At 47.7% G+C, this 12,729-nt stretch carries 10 protein-coding genes; 4 read left to right on the top strand and 6 right to left on the bottom strand.

Annotation, left to right across the window (positions count from 1 at the left end; translation table 11 throughout):
* Positions 1 to 215 precede the first annotated feature (215 nt).
* Positions 216 to 620: a ribosome silencing factor gene (rsfS, locus tag ACZ2XM_RS04690; RefSeq protein WP_490587456.1), complete on the top strand. Its 405-nt coding sequence runs from the start codon at positions 216 to 218 to the stop codon at positions 618 to 620.
* A gap of 109 nt (positions 621 to 729) precedes the next feature.
* The gene (locus ACZ2XM_RS04685) at positions 730 to 1,509 is read left to right on the top strand and encodes an MOSC domain-containing protein (protein ID WP_490587220.1); all 780 of its coding nucleotides are present in this window, start codon (positions 730 to 732) and stop codon (positions 1,507 to 1,509) included.
* A 3-nt stretch (positions 1,510 to 1,512) separates the two neighbouring features.
* On the opposite strand, the gene ACZ2XM_RS04680 is transcribed toward ACZ2XM_RS04685, so the two are convergent.
* Genes ACZ2XM_RS04680 through ACZ2XM_RS04670 form a run of 3 tightly spaced genes read right to left on the bottom strand, consistent with a single transcriptional unit; the run spans position 1,513 to position 2,226 of the window.
* Positions 1,513 to 1,653 (bottom strand): hypothetical protein, encoded by a 141-nt coding sequence (locus tag ACZ2XM_RS04680; protein WP_490587219.1) that lies wholly within the window; start codon positions 1,651 to 1,653, stop codon positions 1,513 to 1,515.
* Between the two features lie 12 nt (positions 1,654 to 1,665).
* Positions 1,666 to 1,917: a PIN domain-containing protein gene (locus ACZ2XM_RS04675; RefSeq protein ID WP_490587218.1), complete on the bottom strand. Its 252-nt coding sequence runs from the start codon at positions 1,915 to 1,917 to the stop codon at positions 1,666 to 1,668.
* Between the two features lie 39 nt (positions 1,918 to 1,956).
* On the bottom strand, positions 1,957 to 2,226 hold the full coding sequence (locus ACZ2XM_RS04670) for a type II toxin-antitoxin system Phd/YefM family antitoxin (protein WP_490587217.1): 270 nt from the start codon (positions 2,224 to 2,226) through the stop codon (positions 1,957 to 1,959).
* Positions 2,227 to 2,426: 200 nt separating this feature from the next.
* Here ACZ2XM_RS04670 and ACZ2XM_RS04665 point away from each other — a divergent pair, with 200 nt between their 5' ends.
* Positions 2,427 to 3,299 carry an N-acetylmuramoyl-L-alanine amidase gene (locus ACZ2XM_RS04665; RefSeq protein ID WP_490587216.1) on the top strand — a complete coding sequence of 291 codons (873 nt, stop codon included), beginning with the start codon at positions 2,427 to 2,429 and terminating at the stop codon, positions 3,297 to 3,299.
* Between the two features lie 144 nt (positions 3,300 to 3,443).
* Here ACZ2XM_RS04665 and ACZ2XM_RS04660 read toward each other — a convergent pair whose 3' ends face one another.
* Positions 3,444 to 5,471, bottom strand: coding sequence for a hypothetical protein (locus tag ACZ2XM_RS04660; protein WP_490587215.1), 2,028 nt, complete (start codon positions 5,469 to 5,471; stop codon positions 3,444 to 3,446).
* A gap of 408 nt (positions 5,472 to 5,879) precedes the next feature.
* On the opposite strand from ACZ2XM_RS04660, the gene ACZ2XM_RS04655 reads away from it, so the two are divergent.
* Positions 5,880 to 6,095 carry a hypothetical protein gene (locus tag ACZ2XM_RS04655; protein WP_490587214.1) on the top strand — a complete coding sequence of 72 codons (216 nt, stop codon included), beginning with the start codon at positions 5,880 to 5,882 and terminating at the stop codon, positions 6,093 to 6,095.
* Positions 6,096 to 6,416: 321 nt separating this feature from the next.
* Here ACZ2XM_RS04655 and ACZ2XM_RS04650 read toward each other — a convergent pair whose 3' ends face one another.
* A complete protein-coding gene (locus tag ACZ2XM_RS04650; protein ID WP_490587213.1) occupies positions 6,417 to 8,078 on the bottom strand; it encodes a GMC family oxidoreductase in 1,662 nt (553 codons plus the stop codon).
* A gap of 301 nt (positions 8,079 to 8,379) precedes the next feature.
* A complete protein-coding gene (purL, locus tag ACZ2XM_RS04645; RefSeq protein ID WP_490587212.1) occupies positions 8,380 to 12,372 on the bottom strand; it encodes a phosphoribosylformylglycinamidine synthase in 3,993 nt (1,330 codons plus the stop codon).
* Between the last annotated feature and the right edge of the window lie 357 nt (positions 12,373 to 12,729).

The following is a 12,729-nucleotide window of genomic DNA, read 5'->3' as shown; positions in this document are numbered from 1 at the left end:
CGACTCCCTATTATGAGCCGACCACCCTATTCGATGATTTAAACGACTGCTTTAGCCGCTTAGCCGCTTTATTTTAGAAAACTCTATGTTAGAGCGCCCTAGGTTAGCAACCTTTATGTTAGACCGACCCGATACTTTGAAGCGATAGGACAAGCCTATCCCGATTCAACCCCATTTATTGATTAAGAGACCCTATTTATATGACTAATCCTATTATGACCAGCACCATGACTAACGCGCGCTTGGAAGAATGCTTAGCCCTCGTTAAAACAGCTTTGGAAGATGTAAAAGCTAAAAATATCACTGTCCTAGACGTCGCTCATTTGACCGATGTTATGGAGCGTATCGTCATCGCTGATGGTACTTCTAAGCGCCACGTGCGTGCTATGGCCGATAGCTTAGGCGCTGAAGCCAAAAAAGCTGGCTTTATGCCACTAGGCCGTGAAGGCGGTCAAGATTCTGAGTGGACGCTTATCGATTTAGGCGCAGTCGTCGTCCATATGATGATGCCACAAGCCCGTGAGTTCTATGACCTAGAAGGTTTGTGGTCTTCACCAGAAAGCTTGGCTGAGCTGATCGCTACCCCACGTGAAAAGAAAAGAGCGGGTCGCCGTAACTAAGTTAGCCTTAACGAATTGGCGCTATTTAAGAAAGGTCAGACTCATTGTCTGGCCTTTTTTTTGCTAAACTGAAGCGGTGATTAGCAATACCGCGATTAAGGAATCTATTATGGCCGCTGCTCAACCCTCGTTACCTTCTGCTCTACTCTCTACTACCATTTTTGATAGCAACCAATTGCCCCTACACGTTGCTCAGCTAGTGTGTGTGCGTACGGGTAAAGCCATGCCTTTTGCCCGCGAGCAGCTGAGCGCCATCGATAAAGCACCGATTAAAGTGCCGGTAGCGGTCGACTTTATGGGGTTAGCCACGGATGAGCAGGCGGATCGACGTCATCATGGCGGTCCGCTAAAAGCGGTGCATCAACTGCCTACAGCGACCTATGCCAAAATCAATGCTGAGTTTGGCCTTAAGGTACGGGTCGGCACATTGGGTGAAAACCTCACGACTGAGCCGGTGAGTGGTCTGCCCGATTTGGACGAGTCTACCGTGTGTATTGGCGACGTTTTTCAGTACGGCGGCTTGGTAGGTAAGGATAAAATCGGTGGGGCAGACAGCGTGCAACTGCGCATCGTACAACCGCGCCGACCTTGCTATAAAATCAACGATCAAATTGGTCAGTTTACCAAGGTGCCTAATATTGCGGCATGGATTACCAAACAAGGGATTGCGGGCTGGTATTTTGAAGTGGTGCGTGATGGCAAAATTTGTGCGGATTTACCCGTGTATTTGATGGAGCGCCCCTACCCGTTTGCGACACTTGAGAGACTGTGGCAGCTGGCTAATGCAAAAGAAAAATTTGCGGCAGAGGTTATTGAGCCTTGGCTTGCGATTGCTTGTTTGGAGGAGAGTTGGAAAAAGGTTTTATCGAAGAAGATTAAGAGGGATTAAGATTTAAAGTTCAAAAGGGTTAAGCATAGCAACATCAAAATTTTTGAAATCACTGATATTACGGGTAACTACGGTTAGATGATGTATTTGAGCAGTAGCAGCAATCATGGCGTCTTCGTATAAGGTGTCAGAAGTTCTATGCATTAACTTCGCCCATTAACGGAATGTTATCGCGTCCATCGGTAATGTATTATAACTTTGTGAGACTAGCTCTAACCAACGCTCAAGCTCGGCCGCTTTTATAGTATCTTGCTCTCTGGTCATTTCAATACCAGCCTGAATTTCAGCAATACTTACGGCAGCTATAGATAAATCATGCTCAGGGATTTGCTCAACCCACGCTAATACTGCACCATGAGGTCTAACTCTACGTAACTCTGAAATAACATTCGTATCTAGTAAATACACCCATTTATCCTTAATGGTTATTGGGTTGATTTATACTTATTAGTCGAAATTAGGGAGTTTACGACGTTTTATTACCTTACTATGCTGTTCTTGACGAATATCAGGTAAATCAAAGCGTGCAGACTCTGTCAGCAACAATTGCTTCAGCGAAGGCTTAGATTGAGATTTAAGCCGCTCCCATTCTTCTATGGAGAGTACCACGGCTACTTTCTGACCGCGTTTAGTCACAATTTGCGGCTCCGATTGAATACTTTTTTCCAATAACTCACTAAACTTCGCTTTAGCGTTTTGTACAGACCATGTCATCATAATTTCACCTACTTGGAAATCAGATTGTTTTAAACCCAGTCAGATGACCAGTTATTTAACTATCTTAGACAGTAATTTTAAACAATACAAGCCGACAACAGTTATACCTCTACTGATCAAGAAAGGGCTCTAAATAACCGTCTAAAATACCTACCTTATTAAAAAATCCGCCTTCTCCCTAGTTTTATATTGAGCGTTTCATGAGCAAAAGATTTATTCCTATAGCATGGCCGTTAGCGTTAGCTTTTTGTTTTACTCTACCCCTAATCAGCTGCATCGCCACCACCGAACCTCGCTTTGTGATCGACGACCAGAGTTATCAGGCGCAAGGCAAGAACGAGCGGATTAACTTCATCGTCCTGCACTACACTGCTGAAGATGAGCCGACCTCCCTTGAGTTACTCACCACCAAAAATGTCAGCGCCCACTATCTTATCCCTAGCACGGATAACCATAAAATCTATCATTTAGTGCCGGATAATGAACGCGCTTGGCATGCCGGTAGCGGCGGCTTTGCCGGTAGAACAGTGCTCAATGACACCTCAATCGGCATTGAAGTCGTCAATGACGGCATTCAACTGCCTTATCGAGGGTCGCTCAAAAGTCAAAATCTAGCCTATCATCCCACTGAGCATTTCGTAGACTTTAAAGAGATTCAGGTGCGTAAAATCGCGCAGTTGGTGTTCGATTTAACCAAACGCTATGATATTTCTCCTAAAAATATCATCGGCCATTCAGATATGGCACCGTCGCGAAAAATCGACCCTGGCGCGAAGTTCCCTTGGGAAAGACTGTATAAAGAATACGGTATTGGGGCTTGGTACGATGAGGCGGATAAGCAGCGCTTCATGGATGAAGAGGAGTTTACCCAGCAATCCATTGCCGATATCAAACAAGCTTTGCGCGATTATGGCTATCAGATTAATAATACTGAGGAATGGGACAAGCCCAGTCGTAATGTCATCTATGCCTTTCAGCTGCACTTCAGACCTGACAATCTAAGTGCTGAGATGGACTTGGAAACTTATGCGATTTTGCGAGCTTTGAATAAGAAGTATGGTAATAGGGACTAATGACGAATTACAGATAAAAATTATTGGGATGCGGCTATAGCTTATCTATTAAGCGGTCTTAACAGATAAGCTTGGCTAGAATAAGCGCCGCAGACTAGTCGTAAAATCTAGCGGTTGACAAGGAACACGGAAAGTAAAATTTCTTTAAATAATCGTTGGTACTATTTCTAACTCAGGCAGAGTTATCAGATGACTTTGGTTATAAAGTGTCCCATCACTAGCTACTGAGGATTGCCCTATAGTTTTACCCTCTAAGCTATGTTCTAATTTATAATCACTAAATAATTCCGTATTCGGCTCGCTAAATAAATCTACCATGGATAACTTAGTTGCCCCCATGTCCAATGGGATAGCTTCACTAAAGCTGCTTGCCGCTATAATTACTGGCTCAGACGACTCAAGCTCTGACACTGCAAACTCTGATGTCAGGTCACTTAATCCTAGCGCAAAGCTGCTAGCGTCTGCCGCCTTATCCGCGAAAGTATTAGGAGTCACCGTGACATCTGCCCCATCTTGTGCGGCATCATTGGCCGTGAGCGTAAACTCAGGAAGTGGTTTGTCCCCATTGACTAGCGCAGCGCCTTTGTCCGTTAGCGTGACGTTGCCTTTGCTATCCAAAGCATAGTGGGTTTCATCGCTTAACTTCACGGTCACCACCATACTATCAACATCAACGGTTTTGAAACTGACGACTATCTCTCCTGCTTTGACCTCGCCTTCAGTAGCCGTTAGGTCATTGGTTTTGGTGATAGTTAATACAGGTGCACTATTAATCTCAGGACCTACCAATACCGCTGAGCCATTGATAATATTGTCATTGGGAGTCAGTTTAAACGCAGGCAATTCGGTGCCGCTAGTGATTAAATTCACACCTTTTTGCGTCAGTAAAACATTGCCCTTATCATCCAACTTATAATGCTCGGTGTCACTGAGTATAACCTTGGCAGCGGCACCGTCTTCCTCATCAAAGGTGGTATATTTCGCCACTATATTGCCGGCTTTAATATTTTTATCCGTTTGCACAAACACGGTAGTTTCAGTGACGGTCAACTCAGGAGCATCATTCACAAAGGTAACTTTTGGTTCAACGGTCACAGATTTGCCCGCCTGCATATCGACTTGCGGCGTTAAAGTAAATTTGGGCAGCGGTTTACCACTATTAGCGAGCTCTGCCCCCTTGTCCGTCAAGACGATATTGCCTTTATCATCAAACCCGTAATTTACGGTATCGCTAAGGTACACCGAGGCTTTACTGCTCTCCTCCCCTGCGACTTTATATGTAGCCACGATGGCGCCTTTTTGGGTAGCGACCGCATCTTCAATAAAGTCATTTTTGGCTGATATAGTCACGGTAAGGGCAGCATTAACCATAGGATTAATAGCCACTTTATTGCCATCTACCTTGCCATCATTGGGTACCAAACTGAAGGTCGGCAGCTGCGCCCCACTCGCTATAAGCTCAGCACCCTTCTCCGTTAAGGTGATATTGCCTTTAGCATCCAAGGCATAGTGCGTCTCATCGCTAAGCTTGACCGTCACTTTATCTTTGTCTTTATCCGTGGTCATATAGTTGGCGATGATGGCTCCTGCTTTGGCATCGGCATCCTTTTCCCCAAAGCCTGTAATCTGAGTGACGGTTAATATGGGCGCGGTATTGCTGCTGTCTTTATCCTTATTACCATCATCGTCTTTATCGCTACCTAAGGAGGCATAGAGAGCTATCGGTGCCACGGCCAACACCAAACCCCATGCATTTTCTAAACCTAAGGTCGCCCAAAATGGCAGGTGATTAGCGTCATTCACCAAGGTAGGGTTATAGGCTTCAGGATTGATAATCTGATTGGTATAGGCGTTGGTCTCACCAGTAACTGGCAAATAGTTAAGCAACACCCCTTCGCTGGTATGTCCCACGATAGCTTGATCGGTATAGCTATAATGATCTTGAATGATCAAGTCGGTATCTCTATTCAACTCATCGAAAGAGAGTTCTAAATCCTTGCCCACTCGTCTAATTACGGCTTTGGTTGGCGCCAGTCCCGTGGCCTCATTGATTAGCTCATAGCGAGCGTGGCTACCCGCTTGAATAACAGGCACTTGCGACTGTTCGGTTGCGAGCCTTAAAACAGTTTCACTTTGGTTGCGGTGATGCGTTTTTACAATGATGTTGGCCATGGACAAGGGTCTCTATCGGTCAGATGCGGTATAAACTTAATGAATCAGGGGGCTGCGTAAAATTGATATATATGCTGAATACGGGTGCTTATCGGAACAATTATCGGATCAATACAAGCTAAAAAAGTGCTGTTATTATTTGGGTATTCATTGGCAAAACTTATGACTTTTCTTATAGTTTATAGAAAGATTCAATGGGGTAAATCACCATTGCAGCTGAGCACTATTTTAATGTAAGTTACTATTGTACCTAGATTTTTGCAGGTTTGCCTTGGCAAATATGGTAGAGAGCATTTAGGGTTGGCGTCTGCTATGAGCGAACGGACTTAGAGCGCTAGGCTATGTTATGCTTAGTGCTTTATACAAGAAAAATGAAGATAAAGCTTTAGCTATAAAAAGGAAGGTAATATGAGTAATTTTGCAGAAGATAACTTTCAATCTGATTCTCAAGACAGCCTTGAGAAGAACCTTAGCCAGTCTCTAGAAAATGACGCTAATACGGCTGCTAAAGACGAGCCGAAATCTGCTTATGAAGCCTGTGTGTTATCGGAAGCTGCTAAGGTGCATGCTTTGGTTGCTAAGGCTCAGCAGGAGGCTAGGGAACGGGCTTTGAAAGGTGAATAGGTTGGGTAATCTGTAGTTTGGGTAGAGCTTGTGACACTCAACGGACTAATTTATAAGAAAGGCTTTATGGACTTGCCTCGGGACGAGGCGCGGCTATAGTCATTAAAGAATGCCTACCCTTGACCCGCATATTTCGTATTTGTTAAAGAACCCCGATGCTAAGGCCAAGCTTCCAGTTTTTAATCTTTAAAAACAAAGATAAGTACCTCAACCTAAATCCATCCCCAACCCTTCCTTTGCAAAAGGAAGGGAGCAAAAGCCTAAAAAAGGTGAGCCCAATGGCCCACCTTTTATTTTGTGAAAAACTAATAATCAAACTAATTAACGACGCGCCATCTCTGGTTGGGCCTGCTTCGTCATAGACGGCATCTGCCGACCTTTAATAATCATATCCGCCGCCTTCTCGCCAATCATAATCGACGGCGCGTTGGTGTTAGAGCTGTTTAGGTTGGGCATAATCGAGGCATCGACCACCCGAAGGTTGGCAATACCGCGCACACGCAGTTCAGGATCGACAACGGAGTTGGCATCAGAGCCCATGCGACACGTGCCCACTGGATGATAATCGGTGTCGCCATGCTTGCGGATAATGTCCATCAAGTCTTCGTCAGTTTTGGCTTCACCAGTCAAAGTATCTTTGACCACGTATTGCGCGAGTGGCTGCTCTTTGAATATTTGCTGGGTACGTTTGACGCCTTCGAGTAAGTTTTTGCGGTCATCAGGATGCGATAAGAAATTGGGATCGATCGCGGGTTGATCAAACGGATTGCTCGACGCTAGGCGCACGGTGCCGCGGCTCTTAGGACGCAGATAGTACACATGGCAGGAGACGCCGTAACCCCATTTCAGGGTACGCCCATGGTTTTGTACAGCAGCAATGACAAAATGCAGCTGGATATCCGGCCAATCAGCAGGGGCATCTTCCCCCACCCCAAAGAAAGCACCGCCTTCAGCGAAGTTGGTCGAGAGCATGCCGCTGCCGTCTTTACGCCACTGATTGCCAGCTTTGACGATATTTAGGCCGCCCGTCACGCCGATACCGAGTACATCGGTGGTGTTCACTTTGTACTGCAAGATAAGATCGATATGGTCTTGGAGATTTTCACCAACCTCTGGGCTATCGACTACCACTTCGACACCGTGCTCGCGCAAGTGTTCAGCAGGGCCAATGCCAGAGAGCATCAATAGCTGCGGGGAGCCAAACGCGCCTGAGCTGAGAATAACCTCACCTTTGGCGTAGACCGACTGCTCTTTGCCATCTTTTTCAAAGAGGACGCCGCGCGCTTGCTTATCTTCGATGATGATACGTTTGGCATGCGCATGAGTGATGATGGTCAGGTTGGGGCGATCCAGAATAGGATGCAGGTAGGCTGCCGCGGAAGAGCAGCGTTGCCCTTGTTTTTCACCATGGAAGTTGGTCACTTGATAGAGCCCCGCCCCATCTTGGCGGTCACCATTAAAGTCATCGGTGCGGTGCAAACCATTGGCCACGCAAGCATCCACAAAGGCTTGACTGATAGGTCGCGGGCTCAGCGGATCGGTCACATGCAGCGGGCCATCGCCCCCGTGGAAGTCATTGGCACCGCGGACGTTATTCTCCGCTTTTTTGAAATACGGTAGCACATCATCGTAGCCCCAACCTGGGCAGCCGGCCTTCTCCCAACCATCGTAGTCATGGCGACTACCACGGGTATAGACCATTGCGTTGATTGCTGAGCCACCCCCAAGACATTTGCCGCGTGGCTGATAGCCGGTACGGCCACCGAGCTGTTTTTGTGGCACGGTGGTAAAACACCAATTGTTAATTTTGACCGGTCGCCCTGGCACTAAAGCAAAGACCCCAGCGGGCATACGCACGAGCAAATCTTTGCCTTCGCCGCCTGCTTCTAATAAGCAAACGCTAACCTGTCGGTCTTCTGATAAACGGCTGGCCACTACCGCGCCCGATGATCCGCCGCCTATTACGATATAGTCAAATTCCATTATTACACTCCCTTGCTAGTAGCCATTCCAGCGAATGCTACAGATATCCTTATCGCTAATCTTTAGTGACCCGTTATGACGTAAATTCTGTGTCTCGCTATAAGCGATAACACCACATCCCTTTGCGTCTGTGGACTCGCAAGTAGTCATTTACTCGCTGACTATTCGTTACGACTGTTCACTATCTAAAACTTACTATACAGGGTGAGCAAATTTAGGATATAAAAAAAGGTGGACTTCTCAGCCACCTTTTTTTATTTAATTAACAATATTAATATCTTAAAACTTTAAAGCTCTAGACTTAGCGCAACCAAGCTCTAGCATTACGGAACATACGCAACCAAGCGCCATCACCCTGCCAATCGGCTGGTTTATAGCTGTGGTTATAGGCGCGTAAAGTACGCTCAGGGTGCGGCATCATTAGGGTCACACGACCATCGGTGCTACAAACACCGGTCACGCCGCCAGCAGAGCCGTTTGGATTGAGCGGATAAGTCTCAGTAGGATGGCCTTGGCTGTCGACATAACGCATAGCGATCTGACCGTGGTTGGCCATGCCCGCAATCTCAGTAGCGGTCAAGGTCGCTAAACCTTCACCATGCGCTACGGCAATCGGTAAGATACTGTCTTGCATGCCTTTAAGCAGGATAGACTTGGTACGCTCGACTTTGACATTGACCGTGCGGCCTTCAAAGCGCGCAGATTTATTGGCGATAAAGCGTGGGAAGTTTTCTGCGCCTGGGATGAGGTCTTTGAGCTGACTCATCATCTGGCAACCGTTACACACCCCAAGGCTGAAGGTTTCAGGACGGGCAAAGAAACGCACAAACTGCATGCGTAGGTCGTCATGAAATAGGACAGAATTCGCCCAACCAGAACCTGCGCCTAATACGTCACCATAACTAAAGCCACCACAAGTCACTAGCCCTTCAAAATCACGCAGGTCAATACGACCTTTGATTAAGTCGCTCATGTGCACATCGACCGCTTCAAATCCCGCCATGGTGAAGCCTGCTGCCATCTCCAACTGACCGTTGACGCCTTGCTCGCGCAAGATAGCCACTTTTGGCTTAGTCAGACGGCTATTGAGATACGGCGTTTCAATACGTTGATTGAGGTCAAAGTTTGGCGACGCGACGATACCTTGATGGCTGGTATCGCTAATCAGGCCGTATTCTTGCTCAGCACACTCTGGGTTATCACGGCGGCGAGCGATATGGTAGCTGACCTGCGTCCACGCTTGCTGCAACTCAACACGGCTAAAGCTTAGCGTTTTATCCTCGATTAGCGTTGGCGTCTGAATGAACAAGCGGTCTTCTTCGCAGCTTTGACCGACCAAGCTAATCATGTCAGACACATTGTGCTTCTCGGCCAATTCGATTAGCTCAGCCACGTCTTCTGGCATCACTTGGATGACGGCACCCAACTCTTCGCTGAACAACTGACCGAGTAAATCGTCATCAGTCAGCGATAACTTCACACCCTGACGGCTGGTAAATTGCATCTCAGCAATCGTCGCTAGCAAACCACCATCGCCAATATCATGATAGGCGCTGATGATGCCTTGCTCATTACCCGCTTGGATGAAGTTAAAGAATTTAATTAAGTCTTCTGGGCAGTCTAAATCGGGGCAGTCATTGCCCAATTGGCTGTTGGTCTGCGCTAGGATGGAACCACCTAGGCGCAGCTTGCCACGTGATAGGTCGATACGGTAGAACGCGCTGTCGCCTTTGATGAGCTCTGGCGTTAGGGTTTCAGCCACGTCCATCACCGGAGCGAAAGCTGTGATCACTAAGCTCATAGGTGAGACTACTGATTTATCTAAAGTAGTACCGTCGGTAGCGTCTGACCAGTTGGCGCGCATCGATAGCGAATCTTTACCCACTGGAATGGCGATACCTAAAGCGGGGCATAGCTCTTCGCCAATAGCATAGACGGCGTCAAATAGTGCGGCATCTTCTTTATCTTCGCCACAAGCCGCCATCCAGTTGGCCGATAGCGTGATGTTAGAGAGTTGCTTAATACGGGCACCAGCGATATTGGTAATCGCTTCGCCTACCGCAAGTCGGGCAGAAGCCGCTGGATTAATAAGGGCAACCGGCGTTCGTTCGCCCACACTCATTGCTTCGCCAGTCATCGGCTGATCGTCTAGCATGATCAAGCCTGATGCGGTAACCGCGCAATCTGCCACAGGGACTTGATAGCGGCCGACAAACTGATCGCGCACTACCATACCAGTGATAGAACGGTCGCCGATACTGATTAGGAAAGATTTGCTAGCGACGGTGGGATGACGGAGCACGTCTGTGACGGCCTCGGTCAGATTGACATCGTCTAACGATAACGCCGGTAGCGTTTGCTCTGCACGTTTAAATGAGCGCTGCATTTTTGGCGTACCACCGAGCAATACCTGCATCGGCATATCGACCGGATGCTCGCCCAGTAAGTTGTCTTCTACTCGCAACTGACGGACTTCTGTTGCAGTGCCTAACACGGCATACGGGCAGCGCTCACGAGCACAAATGGCGTCAAATTGCTCATGGCTTTCTGGGCGAATCGCTAACACATAACGCTCTTGCGCTTCATTCGACCAAATGGCCATCGGCGACATGCCGGCCTCTAACGAAGGCACTTTACGTAGGTCTAAAATTGCACCGCGCTCGTGGTCATTGACCAGCTCTGGCATCGCATTAGAGATACCACCCGCGCCCACATCGTGTAGCGAAACGATTGGGTTGCCATCTTCTTCAACGCTATTGCCAGCAAGCGCCCAGCAGCGGTCGATAACTTCTTGGCAACGACGTTCCATCTCAGCATTGTCACGCTGGACCGAAGCGAAGTCTAAGCCTTCGTCCAACTCACCGCTATCCACTGAAGAGGCCGCACCGCCACCCAAACCGATTTGCATGGCTGGGCCACCGAGGACGATCAATAAGTCGCCTTCGTTAATAGTATTCTTTTCGACTAGGTTGCGTTTGATGTTGCCGTAACCACCAGCAATCATAATAGGCTTATGATAGCCACGCATCTCACTACCGTCTTGCTCAGCCGAGGTGTCTAGCTGGAATGAGCGGAAATAACCACATAGATTCGGACGGCCAAATTCATTAGAGAAATTGGCACTGCCTAGCGGAGCTTCGGTCATAATCTCTAGACTGGTCGCCATTCGTGAAGGGGTGCCATAATCTTGAGTACTAAGCTTGCCCGACTGTTCCCACTTCTCCGGCATCTCAGGGATGTGCAGATGCGAGACATGGAAGCCGGCAAGCCCTGCTTTCGGCTTACCGCCACGACCGGTAGCACCTTCATCACGAATCTCACCACCAGAGCCCGTCGCTGCACCTGCATATGGTGCGATAGCCGTGGGGTGGTTATGCGTCTCGACCTTCATTAAGATATCGATGTGCTCTTGATGGAAGTCGTAAACGTGACGGTCAAAGCTATCGGCATCGCTCGCATCAGCGGACTGTGGTACCGGATAGTAACGCTGACCCTCAGAGCCTTCCATCACCGCCGCATTGTCTTTATATGCGGACAAGATACCTTCTGGACTCGCCTTATAAGTGTTTTTAATCATGCCAAATAGCGACTTCGGTTGGCGCTCGCCATCGATAGTCCATTCCGCATTAAAAATTTTATGACGGCAATGCTCAGAGTTCGCCTGGGCAAACATCATCAATTCCGCATCGGTAGGGTTACGCTTCAGCTCATCAGTATAAGCAGCCATCAAATAATCGATGTCCTCAACCGATAAGGCAAAACCAAACTCAGTATTCGCTTGCTCAAGGGCGTTACGGCCTTTACCTAAGATATCGATATGCGCTAACGGGGCTGGCGCATGATCGTCAAACAGCTGCCCTACCATGTCTAAATTATAGACCAAGCTTTGCGTCATGCGGTCGTGCAGCAACTGCTCAACGTCTTTAGCCAATTTAGCAGGTAAGTTACTGCCCACGAGCGTATAGACCACCACGCGCTCAACGCGTGAGATAGTCAGCTCACAGTTATTAAAAATATCGGTCGCTTTACTGGCCCAAGGAGAGATGGTGCCAAAACGAGGCGCAACGATAACTTGTAGCTCACCGGCAGTGGCGGCTGGCAATGCAAAAGTTTGGCCATGATTAAGGAGGTCTTGGGCTTTGCTCAGTGCTTCACCTTCGAGCACTTCGGCCAAGACATAAACTTGTTGCGTGCGAATATCGGTGATAGCGAGGTCGGTCTTAGTGCTCAGTTCTTGGATGAGTTGCTGGGTCTGGAAATCGGTAAGATACGGCTGGCCGGCGATGGTCATCATAAGGCAAGGTCTCAGAGTCGATGGCAAAATTATAGAGAGGAAGGTCGTACCAATAAGGGTGGCTGCATTATAACAAGAAGACTCCCAAGATACAGGTGCTAAGTGGAGGTTTCCGTTATCTTATATCGTACTTTATCTAACATTACTGCCCATTAAGACCGCATTACCGCCACAGTGCTATACATTTACCACTATCCTAGCTTTTCTCCTAATATTTTACGCTTCTAATCTTAAAGACTTTTCGCACTCTGTATGGCTTATCCTGCTATGTGGAGAGTTCTTGCTAGCTCAGTTTCACATTGCGGCAACTCTATTTAAGCGTTGCTATACCTCCTTACGCAATCGCTTTATTGCTTA

The organism is Psychrobacter sp. CoH-33_TS_01 (genome assembly GCF_058189395.1).
The sequence above is the reverse complement of the archived record's forward strand: the minus strand, read 5'-3'. Positions and strand labels throughout refer to the sequence as shown.